Source organism: Streptomyces sp. PA03-1a (assembly GCF_033792805.1).
Classification (GTDB): domain Bacteria; phylum Actinomycetota; class Actinomycetes; order Streptomycetales; family Streptomycetaceae; genus Actinacidiphila.
Genome location: NZ_JARAVO010000075.1, coordinates 1 through 16,299 on the forward strand (window position 1 = coordinate 1; position 16,299 = coordinate 16,299).

Genomic DNA, 16,299 nt, shown 5'->3' on the forward strand with positions numbered 1-16,299 from the left:
GGGTTTAAGGGCCGGCTGCCCCTCCCGTCGAGGAGGCCTCCGCCGGGGCGACGGGGGCGGCGGCCTCCTCGACGGGAGCGGCAGGAGCGGGGGCCTGTGCCGGAACCGCGGGGGCCGCCACGGGAGCCGCGGGAGTCACGGCGGCAGCGGCGGCAGCGGCGGCCTTGGCTTCCTCGACGGCCTTGGCCTCGGCGGCCTCCGCCGCCTCGATCTCCGCGGTGTGCTTGGCCACGAACGCCTCGCCCAGGACCTCGTGGGCCTCCTTGAGGTGGTCGAGCTCCACCTCGCCGTTCTCGGCGACATGGCCCTCCAGGGCCTCGAACATCCGCTCCACCGGCTCGTGCGAGCCGCCGAGGCGCTGCTCGGCGTAGACCGCGACACCCAGCTTCAGGAAGAGCTCGGCCGTGCGGCGGTTGACGGTGAAGTCGTGGATGGCGTCACCGCCCGCGTCAAAGCCCTTCTCGATGACTTCGAATGCCTTCTTGATGAGACTCACGCTGGTGCTCCCCTGCACGTGCCTGTCGGGCGATTGCCTGACTGCGACCTGATCTGACCTGAACTGAACTGCCCTGTACCGCAACTGACCGAACGAGCCGGTCCGCGCCGAACCCTATGGCAGTTCCCCGGCCGATGCGCAGCCGGCCCGCCCCCAACCCGGCCACAGCGGGCGGGGTCTGACGGGCGCCGGGCGTAACCCCTGCCGCGCCGCCGCGTACCGCTCCGGCGTGATCGCGGTGACCCGCACCGGCTGCCCGATACCGGGCACGGCCGTCGTGCGATCGTGAGCCCTGCCGAGCTTGGCCATCACACGGGTGGAGCCCTGGTTCTCGACGTCGCGGATGCGGGGACGCGGCGGCCCGTCGCACGCACATGTGCGCTGCGGACCGAGAACTCCGGGAAACCCTCGCCGCAGGAACTCGGTTACCGGTCGGGCGTGGCGTGCCGACGCCGCCTGGCCGAGCGGACCGTGTGCCGGCAGTGGCTCGTTCCTGACGCTCGCGCCAGCGGAACCGTTTCACCCGGGTGCCGTGTCCTCCTTCGCAAGAGGTGGTTCGACGCCGCGGAGCCACATGTGAAGGGGGATGGCCATGGGGCAGCTACGCGAGGGGGCACGGTTAGGCGCATGGGCCGTCGGCGGAGTTGTCGCCCTGGCGGTGTTGTACGTGATCGGGGTGTTCGCCTTCGGCGGCGCGGGGTGGATCACCGCCCCGTTCCGCGGTGAGGCGGACGAGCGCGAGAACACCGTCGCTTCGGGCGAGTTCCGTCAGACCACCTACGAGGAGTTCTTCGATCTGTGCGCGGCCGTGCAGAACGCCGAAGGGACGATCCAGGCGCTCCGGGAGGAGCGGAAGGCCGCTTCGGAGATCCGCACGACGCAGATCGACCAGTCGATCACCGCGCTGAAGGCCACGCGGATCGAGTCGGTCAACGCCTACAACTCGAAGGCCGCCCAGGAGCACCGCGCGCCCTTCCGTGACAAGGATCTGCCGTACCGGCTGGATGCCACCGCCGAGCGCACGACGTGCACCAACTGATCCGCACCTCAATCCGGGAAGAGGGCAGCACCGCATGAAGAAGTACGCACGCATGGCCCTGGCCACCCTCGTCGCGCTCGTTGTGGGTCTCGTCCTGACGTCCTGCACCGAGTCCAGCCAGGACAAGGAGAACAAGGCCAAGCAGGACAACTACGACCGCCTCGTGGCCCAGCAGCCGGCGGGCCGCATGGAGTACTCGCCGACCCGCGAGGCGATCAACCAGTGGGTCAAGACGTGGGGGCAGCGGGGCAAACTCTCCTACGTCTACATCCAGAACGCCAACGGCGAGTACGGGTACTTCATCATGAAGGGCCTGCCGGTGCCGCGCTGCAAGATGCTCACGCCGACGGAGCGGGTGGAGTCCACCTCCAACGGCGTCGCGGTCCTCGCGCAGCCAGGCATGGACGGCACGTACACCTCCGGTTCGACCTGCAACGCCTACTACGGCTTCGACGCGACGACGAACGCGTACATGGAGTTCACGGTCGGCACGAACCAGTCGTTCTTCCTGTTCGACAAGCCCATGACGATGCCGGAGTACGCCAGCGCCAAGCAGTTGGGGCCGTCCTCGGTGAAGGACGTCGAGAAGCAATAGTGAGCGGCCGGGCGCCGGTTCGAAGAGTTCCGGCCCCCGTGTCCGGCCAAGCGGTGTCGAGAGCCCCGGTGATGTGCCGGGTCGGGCTGCGGGCGGTGCGGTCCGAGACCAGGCCGGCGATGGTGGCGTGGGTCTCGGGGGGACTCGTGCCGTCCGGGGTCCCGCTGCAGCGGCATGCCGCCGCGCCGGGCCGGCAGAGGACGGATCTCGTGGATGGCACGGGTAACGGTGGGCCGGGTCGCTCCGTACAGCTCGGCCGGCGCCGCGTGCAGTGGCCGCAGAGGCAGGTGGAGCAGGGTGATCAGCACCCGGTCGACGAAGACCAGCTGGTCATCGGGCCCGGCACCGGCCGCCCGCCGCGCCTCGGCGCATCGAGTCGTTAGGCTCGGAGACATGACTATTCTGCGGATGGACAACGTCGCCATCGTCGTCGACGATCTGGACGCGGCCGTCGCCTTCTTCACCGAGCTCGGCATGGAGCTGGAAGGCAAGGCGCAGATCGAAGGCCTTTATGCGGACCGCACCGTCGGACTCGACGGCGTCCGGAGCGACATCGCGATGATGCGGACCCCGGACGGCCACAGCAAACTGGAGCTGACCAAATTCCACACCCCCGCGGTATCCGACGCCGAGCCGCGGAACCCTCCGCCCAACACGCTGGGCCTGCATCGCGTCATGTTCGCCGTCGACGACATCGACGACACCATCGCCCGCCTGCGCACCCACGGCGCCGAACTCCTCGGCGAGGTGGCGCAGTACGAGAACATCTACCGGCTCTGCAACCTCCGCGGCCCCGCAGGCATCATCGTCGCCCTGGCCGAACAGATCGGCTGACGCGGGCCTGCCGCACGCCGAGCATGCCGACGGTCAGCACCGCTATGACGCATCCGCGACAGGGGCGGTGCAGGCTGCTGGACGGGCCCGCACTCCCCCCCAGCCACGGGTGCGGAGGGGAAATCAGCGTTCAGAGAGCGATACGCACATTGATGTCCGGTTCGTGATTGCGGGTTGAGCGAGGTCGGCGGGTCGCGTGTCCGCGTCCGGGGTCGGGGGCCGGGCTGGGTGCACGTGTCCGCCGCCCCGGAGTGAGTCTGGGCAATGTGAGCCCGGCGAGCTGTTGTGGCACCATCCCCGTTGTGGATGACCGTACGCATGACGTGGAGTGGGCCGGCCTCTTCCATGCCTCGGGCCCCGCCGACGACACGCCGCGGCACCTGGCTGCTCTCCTCGGCGACGATGCGGAGGCTTTCGTCGACGGGTACTCGCACCTGTGGTCGGCGACGCTTCGTCGCGAAGGCAAGGCCTGGCCTGCGACGGCGCCCACCGCGCTGCTCGTCGCCGAGCTCCTGGACAATCCGCTGCTGGGGCCGGATGACCCCTCGTTGCCCGATGCCATGCTCGCCTACCTGTACGAGGTCGGCGTCGCCGCCGACCTCGGAGACCGGGCTGCGGAGCTCCGTGCTCGGGTCGAGGACCGGGTACCGGAGCTGCGGGCCTGGACCGCCGCGTACGTGTCGACCGATGCGGATGGCAGGGCCCGGATGTGGCGGGACGGCACGGGACTGGGTGAACTCGTCCTCGATCAGGCGGCGCTCGCCTGCTTCGACCTGGTTCCCGCGCTCCTGCGGCGAACACTGCCGCACCTCGCGTCGGAACGCGCCAGGCGCAGGACATGCGCCGCCGCAGCTGTCGGGTCACTGGCGCGGCATCCCGCAGCCTCCGCACAACGTCCGGCGCTGCTGGAACAGTTGACGTCGATGGTCCGGGCCGCCGATACCTCGCACGACCTGGCGACGATGGTGATCGCCATTGGCCACCTCGACGGCGACACGCGTCCCTGGCTGGCTGACCCGCATGCGGGCGTTCGGGCCTGCGCGGCCCTGGCGCCCAACCTTGCCGGCGACGACGCGGCGGACCAGGTGCTGATGGAACTGGCGCGGTCGCCGCAAGCCTTCGGCAAGTCCTTTGGCGACCTGGCTCCACCCCTGCAGCTCCAGTCCACGTCGTACCAGGACCTGTTCACAGGGCGACGCGCGAGCTGATTCGCGGTGTCCGGGACGGGAGTCCGGTAGTCCCACTGGCAACCGGTCCGGGTGTGACGGAGCGCGAGACCTGGCCTGGATGGACAACTCCCATGCTCAGGACTCCCCCCAAGGGCAAGCCGGCCCGCCCGCTCGTGCCGGGCAGTGCAACCGTGTCTCGACCGTGGGTCCACTCCGGCGTGAAGAGTCAGCGCAGCACAAGAGCGCCGGGTCCCTGCTCGTCGAAGATTTCGCCCTACCGGTCGAAGACCGCTGGACCCTGGCGGGCATGCGCCGCAGCAGACTCCTTGCGGGACCGTCCGCCCGGTGGTCGGCGACTGGGTGGAAACGGCCTTTCCAGTGCTGCGTATCAGCCGCTGAGGTCGAACACGCCCCACGTGGTGAACGGCTCCGCCTGGACGTAGATCCTGCTTCCCCGGCCGACCACCCGCCGGCGGCCTGGGGCAAGGCCATTGGGCAGGGTGAGCAGGCCGACGTCCGTTGGCTCGACGGAGGTTTCGGTGAGCTCTCCGTGGGCGAGTCGGTCCCGCTCCTCGCCGTAGCCGCCGTAGAAGGCGACCCGCCCACCGTGGACGGCCACTGCATGGGCGCCCCGTACGCGGTTCGCCCACACCCTCACGGGTCGGTCGGTGCGGTTGGGCCGAATCTCGACGAGTGGGAAGTCCGTGTATGGGCATGCCCAGGCGACGGTGCCCGACACGTTCAGGGCGTAGCAGTCGAAGAGACCGGGGATGAGGGCGCCGACGTCCAGGAGGGTCGGCCCGTGGCGCTCCAGCGGCGGATTCCGGCGGGGTTCTCGTCGAAGTGCCCGACCCAGATATGGTCGGCCTCGTCGACGAGCAGGTGCTCGATGGCGTCCCCGACGGAGAAGGACGAGGTCTCGCGGCCGAGCGCGTCGAAGACCTGGACCTGGTTCGCGTCCTCGTACCGGCGGGCGCGGGACGCGGCGACGACGAACCCGCCCTCGGGCAGGCGGTCCAGGTGCGGCCAGCGGGCTCGCACGGCGCTCAGCTCGGTGACTTCGACGTTGCCGCCGGGATCGACAGAAACGACCAGCGCGTCGAAGGGAAGGACGTCGCCGCCGGGCTGCGGAGCGCGTTCGGCCAGCAGCCAGTGGGCGGCGCCGAAGACGTCGACGGTACTGGTCAGGACGTGGCGGTCATGGTGCTCTTGTGGGAGGTGGGCGTACGGAATGAGGGCAGTTTTCTGCACGGGCGGGCTCTCCTGGGTGGGGTGGGCGGTCACGGCCATCGGGTGCTGCGGTGAGCAGCGGTCGGCGGCGCGCGAGCGGTGGAGAGCGGAGCGGGGCGCCTAGACGGCATGGCCCTTTCCGGTCGTCACGAGGTGATCGTCGTCGACATACGACCTCATGACAAACTCTTTTGGCGCATCGTCCCCATGGATCGAATACCGCGAAGGACAACCTGACCGCTCCCGCCGTACTACCGAGGCCACCTCTCTCCAGAGGGTGCATCGAGCTGAGCGTTCGACCTGCCGGGCAGTGCCTACCAGGTGCTCAGCTGTGGGTCAGTGGAACCAGACGACAAGCCGTACGTTCTCGGCTCCGTGGACCTCGCTGAGGATGCGCATGACGCTCCAGACCCGGCCCCAGTCGGTGTCGTTCCCTGCGGCTGAGGCGCGCGTTCGGGTCCCTGAGGTGTCGGTCTCCTGCCAGTCCACGGTGCTCAGCTCGGCCCAGGTCAGCCACGTGGTCCCGTGCACATCGCGGGGCCCGCCGTAGCCTGCGAACCCACCTCGCAGCCCATCCGAGGCGTCATCCGGAAAGCCGCGGCCTTCCGCCAGGGGACGGAAGCCGAAGGAGTTTCGGACTCCAAAGAGGCAAGCCAGCCCGTCGTAGGCGTTGCCCCTGTTGAGGAGGAAGAGATCGATGGCGACCTCCCACACGGAGTCTTCGTCGTCGGGGCCCCACAGACGGGCCCCAGGCCGGCATTCGATCATTCCGCTGATATCGGTCGACATGGAGCGATCCTGCCTGTGCAGGTCAGGGGACGGCATCTCCATTTACCGCGCTCACGGGTGACACTCGCACTCCCGAGCCTCTGATGGGCGTCACGCCGTCGAACTGCAGGCCCACCCGGTCGATCAGGCCAGGTGCGGGAGGGACAGCCGCATGCGGAGGCCGTGGTCCAGCGGCTCGGCCGTGATGGTGCCGCCGTGGGTCTCGGCGACCTGCTTGACGATGGCGAGCCCGAGTCCGGACCCGGGGAGGGAGCGGGCGGTTGGCGAGCGGTAGAACCGGTCGAACACGAAGGGCAGGTCGTCCGCCGGGATGCCGGGGCCCTGGTCGGTGACCGTGACGGTGCCGTCGCGGGACACCTCAATCAGCACGTCGCCGCCGTCCGGGCTCCACTTGACGGCGTTGTCGACGAGGTTGCCGACGGCGCGTTCCAACGCTTCGGGGTCGGCATGCACCAGACACTCGGTCAGCTCCGTGCGCAGCGACGCCCGGGGGCTGCGCCGGGCCGTACGGGCCACGACCCGCTCGGTGAGGAGATCGAGGCGGGTGTCCTCGGTGTGGGCGTCCTGCTGCCCGTAACGGGCGAGCTCCACCAGGTCGTTGAGCAGGTCCCGGAGTTCCTGGGCCTGCGTGCGGGCCTGTTCGACCAGGGCGGGGGCCTGCGGGTCGGCCAGGCCGGGGCTCTCGCTGAGCAGTTCCAGATTGGTGGTGATGCTCGTGAGAGGAGTGCGCAGTTCGTGCGACGCGTCGGCGACGAGCCGTCGCTGGGCCCTCACCGATTCCTCCACTGCCGCCATCATCGCGGTGAAGGAGCGTGCGAGCCGGGCAATCTCGTCGCGGCCCCGCACGTCGATGCGCGCCGTCAGATCCTGCGTTGCCGTGACGTGCTCGACCGTCTCGGTGAGCCGCCGTACCGGGCGCAGTACCCGGCCGGCCAGCAGCCGGGCGCCGAAGGCGGCCAGTAGGGTCCCGCCCGCAGTGATCACGGCGAGCAGGGCGGTGAGCCGGTCCAGGGTGGAGCCGACGACCGACTGACGGATGGCGGCCCGGACCAGCGCGCCGTCCCAGTCGGTGAGCGGCGCGGTGTACACCCGGTAGCTCACCCCCTCGAACTCCGCGTCCTGGAAGTACGCCGGCGCCTTGCCCAGGGCGACCTGGACGTCGTGCTTGGTGACGGGAATGAAGCCGCCACCCGGGCCGGGGGCGACCGGTGGGACCATGAACTGCAACTGCGTGGAGCCGACGGTGACCGGTGAGGTCGGCACCGTCAGACGTGTGCCTTCCCGTTCCATCTGCTGGACCTTGAACTTGAATTCCTTCAGCAACTGCGAGGCGTCCCGGTCGGCGGCGGACACCAGCACGTCGTCACTCTGCCGGTGCAGTCCGGCGCTCAGCGAGGGATAGATGATCAGCGAGGCCAGCACCAGGGCCGCGCAGACCACGGCACCACCGGCCAGCGCGACCCGGTTGCGCAGGGTCACGGCTCCTCCCGCAGCACATAACCCAGTCCCCGCACGGTCTGCAGCAGCCGCGGCTCACCACCGGCCTCCAACTTGCCGCGCAGATAACTGATGTAGACCCACAGCGCATTGGACGAGGGGCCGAAGTCGTACCCCCACACCGCCTCGAAGATCAGCGAACGGCTCAGCACTCGTCGCGGGTTACGCAAGAACAGCTCCAGCAGGGCGTACTCGGTACGGGTGAGTTCCAGCGTCCGCCCACCGCGGCGTGCCCGGCAGGCAGCGGCATCCAGCTCCAGATCGGCGAAGCGGATCACCTCCTCCTGTGCGGCACCGCTGCGCCGCAGCAGGGCCCGGATCCGGGCCCTGAGCTCGTCCAGGGCGAACGGCTTGACCAGATAGTCGTCGGCGCCCGCGTCCAGCCCGGCCACCCGGTCCTCCACCAGGTCCCGCGCGGTCAGCATCAGGATCGGCACGCGATCGCCCCGGGCCCGGATCCGGCGGCACACCTCCAGGCCATTGGGCTCCGGCATCAGCACATCGAGGACGACGGCATCAGGCCGGCTACCGCCGAGCGCCTCCAAAGCCGCCACTCCGTCGGCCGCCTCGGCGACCTCGTGGCCGTCCCGGGCCAGAGCCCGGGCCAGCGCGAGGCGCACCGCGTCGTCATCGTCCACCACCAGCACACGCATGACCGCATCGTCCTGTCCGGTAGGTCAACAACGGATAAGGACGGCCGGCCCGGACTGCCCCGGACCGGCCGCCCGGCCTAGCCCGCTCAGCCCTTCTTGGACTGCTCACCGGCCGCCAGGTCCTGCTTGGTGCCCGACAGAGCCTCCTCGAACCGGTCGGCGCTGACTCCGAGCTTCTTCGCGATCGCCGCGAACTGCGGGCCGTGCGGGTCGAGGCCGCCCGGCCGGTCGGCCAGCGCGAACAGCTCCCCGACCGCTCGCTCCGCCGCGACGGTGCCGACCCCCAGCCGGTCAGCGACGCCCTTCGCGAAGAGCTTCACATCGGCGTCGTCGTCCGGTCCCCGGTGCTTGATGACGACCTTGCCGTCGCCCGGCTTGCCTCTGCCCGCGTGCTTGTCGTTCACGACCTGCTTGCCGAGGGCCCGCTTGGTCTCACCAAGGGCCCTCTCCAGGCGGTCAGGACTGACCCCGAGCTTCTTCGCGATCGCCGCGAACTGCGCGCCGTCCGGGTCGACGCCGCCGGATCGGTCGGACAGCGCGAACAGTTCCTTGACCGCCTCCTGCGCGGACGCCAGGCTCACCCCCAGCCGAGCGGCGACGCCCTTCGCCAGGGCCTCCGCGGTCCGTGCCCGGTCCTCCGTCGGCTTCCCCGGCTTCCCGCCCTTGTCCGGCTTGCCCTTCGCCGTCGCGGCCACGACCGCCTCGGACTTGGCCGGGCCGGGCGACGGAGCCGCAACCGCGGACGCCGTCAGGCAGGCCACCGCGGCGGCCGCACCCGCCACGGTGATCCAACGCGCCCTACTGCTCATACCTGGTCTCCTTCGAACTCCCAGGGCGGTCCGGCGGCTGCCGGCGCCCACGGCCGAGAAGACCATCAGGAACTCAAGGAAACTCTCAGGGAACCTTAGGCCGGCCTTAGAGATCACCTGCTCCCGGTGAGCCGACCCTGCGGCTCGAACGAGGTGAGCCCAAGAGCCTGGGGGACGAGCGGCAGGCCCAACGACTGCGGGGGAAATGGGGCTTCGGGTGTGCCGGCCTGGCGGCTTGTGCGCGGTCGAGCGGTGTCGCGGACGGTCAACGTGACTGCTGAAGCCGTAAAGCGGTGGACAGCCTTACGGCGCTGGGCGAGCATCTCCGCGATGACCAGTGAACCTCACTCCGCCCCCAAACGCGTCCGCTTCGTCGAGCTCAGCGCAAAGGCGCTACGGGCGCTGTCCGAGGGTGACCTCGCAGGCGGCAGCGCCGAAGCCGGGGTCGCCCTCGACGAGTACTTCGTCTCCGACCGGGCCCGCGGGATCTTCGGCTATCGCGCCGGCCAGCTTGCCGCGGACCCGTCTGCCGCGCCCTGGATCGTACGGGCCGCGGTGTCCGAGCCGGACGGGGCCGTCGTCGGCGACGCCGGGTTCCACGGGCCGCCGGACGAGGCCGGGACGGTCGAGGTCGGCTACACCGTCGTGCCCGGGTACCGCCGCCAGGGCTATGCCCGCGCCATGCTGGCAGCGCTGCTCGTCCGGGCCGCCGCCGAACCCGGTGTCAGGACCGTGCGGGCCACTGTCAGATCCGACAACCACGCCTCCCTGGCAACCATCGCGGGCTTCGGTTTCACGTGCGTCGGCGAGCGGGGGAACGAGCGCGACGGGCGCGAGCTCGTCTTCGAGGTTCCCGCTGACGCGATCCAGGCCGAGTAGCCGTACGGCCGTGGCGGGCGCCGCAAGCGTCCGGTCGGGCCGTGACCTGCCCGCAGGCCCGTCATGGACTCCGGGCCTCCGTCTCCGGCAAACGCAGGCAGAACACCGTCAAGACCACCACGTTCAGCGACGGCCAGGGCCTCTACCGCTGTCCGGCCTTGCGCATGACCTGGTTGGCGGCGGCCTTCTGCAAGAGGCCGTAGGCGAGGACCGGCAGCAGCAGATGCGGCCGGTCAGGCAGCGCCGTGGAGATCAGGACGGCGCTCGCGTTGCTGTTGTTCGCCGGCCGGTCGAGGGGCCGGCGGGCCGTACAAACTGCTCCGGCCCCTGCCCGACAAGAAGTCAGGCAGGGGACGGACGTTGGCAGCGGGGACGGGATGTGAACCACGCGACCTCTGGGGCGTGAGCCCAGCGAACTACCCACTGCTTGTGCGGCAGGCCGCCCAGCGGCGCTGTTCAGGCAGCGCTGGCAGTCGGCCGGACGATGATCTCGCTGACGTCGACCTCCCAAGGCCGGCTGATACTTAACGCGCAGCGGAGCGTCGCGTGCCCTGCACGTCCATCTCTGGCTGGTTCAGTCCTCGTCCGGCACCGCGACCGCCCCGTCCCGGCCGTGCATCCGGTCGAAGACCGGGTTGGCGGCTGACGAGTTCCGCTCCATCATGTCGGCTTCCTGAGTGCGGCCTTCGGCTCGAAGGGTGCGGATCACGTCGTGGGCGACAGCGGCCTCGTTCCACTCGTACGAACCGGACCTGTAGACCTCCAGCGCGGCGTCGAAGTCGCCATGGGCTTCCGGGTATCGGCCGAGTTCACGGTAGGCCACCCCCCGTAAGTGACGTGCCATGGCACCCGCGTAGGCATCGCCGGCTGCAGCGCAGGCGTCCACGGCGTGAGTGAGCGGCGCCTCGGCGTCCTGGGGACGTCCGGCACGCAGGTGCAGCCAGCCGACGTCCCGCTGGGTGTGCGCCACCCACATCTCATTGCCGAGCTGCTCGAACAACGCGATCGCCTCGCGGGCGGTGGCGGCGGCCTCATCGGGCTGTCCCATGCCGGCGAGGACGCGGATACGGGCGTTGTTCACCCGGCCCACCCACAGCCGCTCGCCCATCGGGCCGAAGATGCCCTCCGCCCTGCTGTAGCAGTCGCTCGCCTTCTGGCGCTCTCCGAGGAGCCGGTAGATCTTGCCGAGGGCGTACTCGGTGGCTCCCTCCCAGCGGCGGTCACCGAGGAGCCTGAAGTCGTCCCTGGCGGAATCGAGCAGCGGGGCGGCCTCCGCCGGGCGGCGCAGATAGCCCAGTGTCTCGGCCAAGGTGCGCCGCAGACGTGCCTGAGCCCTTAGGTCGCCCGCCTCTTCGGCGATGCGCAAAGCCTCCCGCTGGCTCTGCTCGGCCAGCTCCGGTTTGCCACGCCAGCGCTGGAGCTCGCCCAGCAACTCGAGGGAACCGAGGGTGTGCCAGGAGTCGCCGGCCGTGCGGAGCCGGTCCACCGCGATCGTCATGCCGTCGAGGGCGATGCGGTAGTCGTCCTTCATGGAGTGCGCCCGGGCAACGAGCATCGCGTCCCGCGCTTCTGAGACCCCGTCCGCTGAGCTCCCCGCTGCATCGTCGCCGTTCGGGCCCAGGAGCGAAAGCACCCTGTCCGGGTTTCCCTCGGCCAGGGCGGCCCTGGCGCGTGCCCTGCGGAGACCGGCCAGCACCCGCGACCGGGTTTCTCCAGGAGCATTGAAGAGCCAGTCGGCGGAGTTCGGGGCCAAAGTGATGTCGTCGAGGAAGTAGGACAGCCCCTCCCCGATCTCCGCCGCCACCGTGTTCAGCCCGAGGTTCCGCGCACGCTCGATCGCCCAGAACAGACGGTCCTGCTCTCCGGCGACCCACTCGGCGGCCGTCGTCGGAGAGTCACGGAGGTCCGTCACGCGATCGGGGTCGATCTCGGAACGCAATTCCGGGGCGCGCTGAGCCGCCCAGTGGACAACGGCGTCCCGGTAGGCCCGGACCAGGCGTTCCTCCGAAGCGTTCCGTTCCTCCGGCGGCAGTTCCTCGTACTGGCGTGCAGCGAAGACACGGATCAGGTCGTGGATGCGGTAGCTGCTTTCGGAGCCGCCGCCTTCCCCGTCCCGTGTCTCCATCATCGCGACCTCGACCAGTTCGTCGCCCGCCGTGACGCCGGCCCCGCGGGTCGCCTCGATCCGGGCGAAGTGCCAGTCCGTCAAGCGACCTGCAGGCAGGGAGGCGAGCATGGCGAAGGAGGCACGAGTGGTCGGCGTGAGGCCCTGGAAGCTGAAGATGAGGCAAGCGGTCAGGCTGCGGTTCTCGAACTTCAGGTGGTCCAGGCGGCTCCTCTCGTCCTCCAGGAGCATGCGCATGCGGGCGAGACTGGAGCCGGAACGCTGCTTCAGCTTGCAGCCGACCAGCCGCAGGGCCAGAGGGAGGTTGCCGCAGAAGCGGACGATGTCCATCGCCGCCGCCAGCTCGGCGGCGATGCGTTCCTGCCCCGCGTAGTGGGAGAGCACGGCAAGTGCGTTCTGGTCGTCCGGCAGATGCACCGCGACGGGCTCCCGCTGGGTGGTGCTGTTGAGGGAGAGCACCCGCCTGGAGGTGATCAGGACCGAGCACCCGGCGCCCGTGGGCAGCAGAGGCTCGATCTGATCCGTACCGTGCGCGTTGTCCAGGAGGACGAGCAGCCTCTGGTCGGCGGTGAGCGTCCGGAACATCGCCGCTCGCTCGTCGGCGGAGTCCGGCATGTCCTCCCGCGCCACGTGCAGGCTGCGGAGCATGTGGGCGAGGGCGTCCGCGGTGCTCCTCGGAGTCGCCCTGTCACCGTGGAGGTCGAGGTAGATCTGGCCGTCCGGGTAGGCGTCCTTCACCTCGTGCGCGGCATTGAGCGCCAGGGTCGTCTTGCCCACGCCGGGCTGACCATGGACGACGATGAGCTTCGACTGGCTCTGGAGGCCGCTTGAGGGGAGCGTGCGGTTGCCGGGTGCGGGCACGTCTCGCAGGTGGGCGAGTAATCCGTCCAGGGCAGTGGTGTCGCCCGCCAGCGTTTCCCGGGTGGGAAGTTCACGGGGAGGCAGCGCCTGGGGCGCCGACTCCGGGGCAGGCACCGGTTCCTCGGCATGCTGGGCTCTGAGTGTCCCGTACGCGCCCAGGCCGGCCGCGATCACAGCCGCGCCGCCGCAGACAGCCCACGCGGTATGGCCTTTGAACACGTCGAAGATGATGTCGCCGGTGAGGCCCAGTCCGGCGACCACACCGGTCGCGGCGGCCACCAGCAACGTGTTGCGGCGTGCAGCGACTTGTCCCGACACGCGGCCTCCCCCGAGTTTCGCCGGTGCCCGATCGTACCGGCTCTCGTGGCAGGTGCGGGTAGCCAGGTCGGGGCCGGTCACACGGGCCAATGTCGCACCCAATGGCGAGCGTCGGCTGACAGCGGGTTGAGTGAACATGGCGAGTCACGCACTGGGGGTTTTCGTCCCGGTGGGCTGTGCGGCCAGGTGCTGAGGTGACGGAGGCACGTGTGCCGCCTTTCGGTCACCGATCAGCGAGAACCGGCCGATGCCCGGGTGGATGCGGTTACACCCTTCCGATGCGAACGCGCGTTCCCGTAATCTTCCTTTCTGCATGATCAAGGGGGCAGGCCTCCCGTCACCTGAGGGCAACACCCCCGTCATGGCCCCGGCTGGGGCGGCTTCAGCGCGCATACCGGGCCGGTGACCAGAGGCCGAAGGCGGCTTCCGTGACCGAGGGGACCACATTGGACTTCGACGCTGCAGTGTTGCGCCCTGCCGGCCGTTGCATCGGCCGGGCGCTGGCGGTCGTGGCCGCGACCGCTCTCGCGGCCGGATGCGGCCCGTCGGAGGGCAAGCCGTCCGCGGCTCGCACGACGTCACCGGCCCCGCTCGTCGTGGTGACGGCTCACCCGAGCCCGTCGCGGTCCGAAGCCGAGCCGCGGGGCGGCGGAACAGGCGACGCGGGGACCGCCGCTTTCAAGGACGGGGTCATGGTGCGTGAGCCCGTGCTGAAGGAGACAGGCGACGCCTTCCGGGTCGGCGTGAGGGTTGTCAACACACGCTCCGCACCGGCCAGGATCCGTGCCGTCGTCCGGCTGACCGGACCGTGGGGATACAACGCGGTGCTCGATGTGCAGACCGACGTTCTGCAGTACGGCGAGTCCCAGGACGGCGTCTACACCGCGCACGACCCGACTGAGGGTGCGGTGATCCCCGACCGGCCGACGGTCGTCGTGGTCGAGGTCACCCGAACCCGGGTGTGACGCTCCGCGTCTCATCTCACCGCCCCGGCCGCGGGCCCGCGCGGATTCACCGAGAAGTGGGTCTGCCGACGCCGATCGCGCCGCTCCGTGGTGTCCGGCCCGCCCTGAACGTCCGGGTACCGGCTGCCGTCCCGGCTCATCCGGCCTTCCCCCTCCTGGAGGCCGGCAGTGGCAGGCTGGTGGGCATCTGCGTCCCTGCCAAGCCAGTGCGTCGGGGAGAGGGGCGCCGATGGGCAGCGCCGTGCGGTAATCCCCTTGAACGGGCGCCAGTAGACGTGCAGGCTTGCGCGGTGATTCCCGTGCTGGCCCCTGGCTTTCTGAGCTGGGACGAGGCGGACCCCACCCGTCATCCCTTCGACAGCGCGTCGGCAGCGCAGGTGGTGCCTTCGCTCGGGCCGGCCGGGCGTGTGCCCCGCCGCCCTGACGTTGCTTCGGCCAACCCGGCAGTGAGTGCCTGGAGCCGCGGCGAGGGCAAACTCTGGGCCGACGCCATGTCGCATGTCCTCGTGGAGCGCTATGGCCGCTGGGCCGTGGGCTGGCGCTGGGCGCACGACGAGGGCGACTTCGACGGCGGGCCGGTCGGGAACTGGTGCTGCCCCCGTCACTCGATCACCACTCCGGACGAGACGCTCGCCCGTGTTGTCGCGGCGCTGTGCGAGTGGCGCGGATGGCTGGAGAGCCTCGCCGGGTGGTTCGAGGCGTACCCGTTGGACCTGGCCGCCGTCGAGGACCAGCGGATCCTGTGGGAGCGCGCCGCGCGCAACCTGATCCTCCAGGTGACCGACCGCACCGGGTGCGGCAGCGGTTGGCACGGGCACTGTGAGCAAGTGCTCATCTGGTTCCTCAGCCGCTGGGGAGTCGCAACCGATGCCGCGCAGGAGCTGGTCGACCAGGCCATCGGCGGTCGGTTCAAGAGCTGGACCGGCCCTGACATGGTGCTCGTCGAGGACATCGCGGAACGGATTGCGCTGTCCCTGCGGCCGAACGACGGCGTGGACCCCGCCGGGCCCGCGCCGGACCACCTGCAGCGCTGGCTCGAGGTGCGCGAGACGGTGGCGTGGCAGAAGGCGCCGGACGGCGTCACCCCGACGGCCCGGTCGTTCCCGCCCGCGACGGCGCGGCGGAGGACATCCGCGCTTCGGCGGGCCGCCGGCAAGGTAAGCCTGCGTCTCCACCTGTCCGGGCAGGTGACCAGGTTCACCGACGTGATCAAGGAAGCCGCAGAGCTGAGCGGATCCGGTCGGCGATGCGCGTCGGGGCGACGGCCGCTGGAGCGACCGCTCGTCGTCTTTGCGACACTGATTGAGTGCCGCACAGGGAACGGCAGACGGACCAGCGCCTGGAGTGGGCCATCCTGGAGTTGCTGGACCGTCGTGCGCCGACCGCGACGATCTGCCCTTCTGACGCCGCGCGGGCGGTTTACGAAGGGGATGACGACGGCTGGCGCGCGCTCATGGAACCGGCCCGGCGAGCGGCCCGGCGGCTGGCCGCAGCCGGCGAGGTCGAGATTACCCAGGCCGGCCGTCCCGTCGAGCCGGACAAGGCCCGCGGCCCCATACGTATCCGCCGCCTCCGCTGACCTGTCCCCGGGCCTGCCCGCTGCTCGGAGCCCGGTGGTCTGCCGCTGGTACGCGACCAGCGGGCGAGGCTACGGCGACTACAACGACGACACCCACCACAGCACGACGGTGAACGCCGTGGCCCAGTACACCTTCACCGGGACGGGAGTCGCCTACCTCTCCGAACGCAACGGCGACATGGGACCGGTCGACGTCTATCTCTACGGCGCCTTCCAGGCGACGGTGGACCTGCGGGTCTCCGGCGCGCGGCAGGCGCAGCAGACCGTCTGGCAACGCAGCGGCCTGACCCGGGGTACGCACACCATCCGCATCGTCAACCGCAGCACCTCGGTGGGGATGGTGGACGCCCTGCGCATCACGCCGTAGAACGTCCGTGGACCGGGGGCGGGACGCGCCCCGGTCGGGTTCCATGGGCTGGGCCGATGCCGGGCCGAGCCCATGGAACCGCACGGAGCATCCT

Annotated in this window: 17 protein-coding genes; 8 read left to right on the top strand and 9 right to left on the bottom strand. The window is 70.3% G+C overall.

Going from position 1 to position 16,299, the window contains the following annotated elements; genetic code table 11:
- Positions 1 to 4: 4 nt before the first annotated feature.
- Entirely contained in the window at positions 5 to 496 is a 492-nt protein-coding gene (locus PV341_RS18565) for a hypothetical protein (RefSeq protein WP_500358411.1), read from the bottom strand.
- A gap of 586 nt (positions 497 to 1,082) precedes the next feature.
- On the opposite strand from PV341_RS18565, the gene PV341_RS18570 reads away from it, so the two are divergent.
- From PV341_RS18570 to PV341_RS18585, 4 genes are all read left to right on the top strand, one after another.
- The gene (locus PV341_RS18570) at positions 1,083 to 1,535 is read left to right on the top strand and encodes a hypothetical protein (protein WP_500326145.1); all 453 of its coding nucleotides are present in this window, start codon (positions 1,083 to 1,085) and stop codon (positions 1,533 to 1,535) included.
- A 34-nt stretch (positions 1,536 to 1,569) separates the two neighbouring features.
- Complete coding sequence (locus tag PV341_RS18575) at positions 1,570 to 2,130, top strand: hypothetical protein (RefSeq protein ID WP_500326143.1); 561 nt, start codon at positions 1,570 to 1,572, stop codon at positions 2,128 to 2,130.
- A 393-nt stretch (positions 2,131 to 2,523) separates the two neighbouring features.
- Positions 2,524 to 2,964: a VOC family protein gene (locus PV341_RS18580; protein WP_499510022.1), complete on the top strand. Its 441-nt coding sequence runs from the start codon at positions 2,524 to 2,526 to the stop codon at positions 2,962 to 2,964.
- A gap of 302 nt (positions 2,965 to 3,266) precedes the next feature.
- Positions 3,267 to 4,172 (top strand): hypothetical protein, encoded by a 906-nt coding sequence (locus PV341_RS18585; protein WP_500326141.1) that lies wholly within the window; start codon positions 3,267 to 3,269, stop codon positions 4,170 to 4,172.
- A 349-nt stretch (positions 4,173 to 4,521) separates the two neighbouring features.
- On the opposite strand, the gene PV341_RS18590 is transcribed toward PV341_RS18585, so the two are convergent.
- The 6 genes from PV341_RS18590 to PV341_RS18615 all read right to left on the bottom strand — a co-directional run bounded on the left by PV341_RS18590 (position 4,522) and on the right by PV341_RS18615 (position 9,111).
- A complete protein-coding gene (locus PV341_RS18590) occupies positions 4,522 to 4,791 on the bottom strand; it encodes a hypothetical protein (RefSeq protein ID WP_500358413.1) in 270 nt (89 codons plus the stop codon).
- Between the two features lie 83 nt (positions 4,792 to 4,874).
- Positions 4,875 to 5,384 (bottom strand): hypothetical protein, encoded by a 510-nt coding sequence (locus tag PV341_RS18595; protein WP_500358415.1) that lies wholly within the window; start codon positions 5,382 to 5,384, stop codon positions 4,875 to 4,877.
- Positions 5,385 to 5,699: 315 nt separating this feature from the next.
- Complete coding sequence (locus PV341_RS18600; RefSeq protein WP_500326138.1) at positions 5,700 to 6,152, bottom strand: hypothetical protein; 453 nt, start codon at positions 6,150 to 6,152, stop codon at positions 5,700 to 5,702.
- Positions 6,153 to 6,275: 123 nt separating this feature from the next.
- The gene (locus PV341_RS18605) at positions 6,276 to 7,631 is read right to left on the bottom strand and encodes a HAMP domain-containing sensor histidine kinase (RefSeq protein WP_500326136.1); all 1,356 of its coding nucleotides are present in this window, start codon (positions 7,629 to 7,631) and stop codon (positions 6,276 to 6,278) included.
- The gene (locus tag PV341_RS18610) at positions 7,628 to 8,302 is read right to left on the bottom strand and encodes a response regulator transcription factor (protein ID WP_500326134.1); all 675 of its coding nucleotides are present in this window, start codon (positions 8,300 to 8,302) and stop codon (positions 7,628 to 7,630) included. The genes PV341_RS18605 and PV341_RS18610 overlap by 4 nt, the downstream gene beginning before the upstream one ends.
- A gap of 86 nt (positions 8,303 to 8,388) precedes the next feature.
- Complete coding sequence (locus PV341_RS18615) at positions 8,389 to 9,111, bottom strand: hypothetical protein (protein WP_500326132.1); 723 nt, start codon at positions 9,109 to 9,111, stop codon at positions 8,389 to 8,391.
- Between the two features lie 330 nt (positions 9,112 to 9,441).
- On the opposite strand from PV341_RS18615, the gene PV341_RS18620 reads away from it, so the two are divergent.
- On the top strand, positions 9,442 to 9,990 hold the full coding sequence (locus PV341_RS18620) for a GNAT family N-acetyltransferase (RefSeq protein ID WP_500326130.1): 549 nt from the start codon (positions 9,442 to 9,444) through the stop codon (positions 9,988 to 9,990).
- 142 nt (positions 9,991 to 10,132) lie between these two features.
- On the opposite strand, the gene PV341_RS18625 is transcribed toward PV341_RS18620, so the two are convergent.
- Positions 10,133 to 10,378: a hypothetical protein gene (locus tag PV341_RS18625; RefSeq protein WP_500358416.1), complete on the bottom strand. Its 246-nt coding sequence runs from the start codon at positions 10,376 to 10,378 to the stop codon at positions 10,133 to 10,135.
- Between the two features lie 186 nt (positions 10,379 to 10,564).
- Positions 10,565 to 13,294: a tetratricopeptide repeat protein gene (locus tag PV341_RS18630; RefSeq protein ID WP_500326129.1), complete on the bottom strand. Its 2,730-nt coding sequence runs from the start codon at positions 13,292 to 13,294 to the stop codon at positions 10,565 to 10,567.
- A 692-nt stretch (positions 13,295 to 13,986) separates the two neighbouring features.
- Here PV341_RS18630 and PV341_RS18635 point away from each other — a divergent pair.
- The 3 genes from PV341_RS18635 to PV341_RS18645 all read left to right on the top strand — a co-directional run bounded on the left by PV341_RS18635 (position 13,987) and on the right by PV341_RS18645 (position 16,205).
- Complete coding sequence (locus PV341_RS18635) at positions 13,987 to 14,259, top strand: hypothetical protein (RefSeq protein ID WP_500326128.1); 273 nt, start codon at positions 13,987 to 13,989, stop codon at positions 14,257 to 14,259.
- A 1,306-nt stretch (positions 14,260 to 15,565) separates the two neighbouring features.
- On the top strand, positions 15,566 to 15,838 hold the full coding sequence (locus tag PV341_RS18640; RefSeq protein ID WP_500326126.1) for a DUF3253 domain-containing protein: 273 nt from the start codon (positions 15,566 to 15,568) through the stop codon (positions 15,836 to 15,838).
- A 34-nt stretch (positions 15,839 to 15,872) separates the two neighbouring features.
- Positions 15,873 to 16,205, top strand: coding sequence for a hypothetical protein (locus tag PV341_RS18645; RefSeq protein ID WP_500358418.1), 333 nt, complete (start codon positions 15,873 to 15,875; stop codon positions 16,203 to 16,205).
- Positions 16,206 to 16,299: the final 94 nt, after the last annotated feature.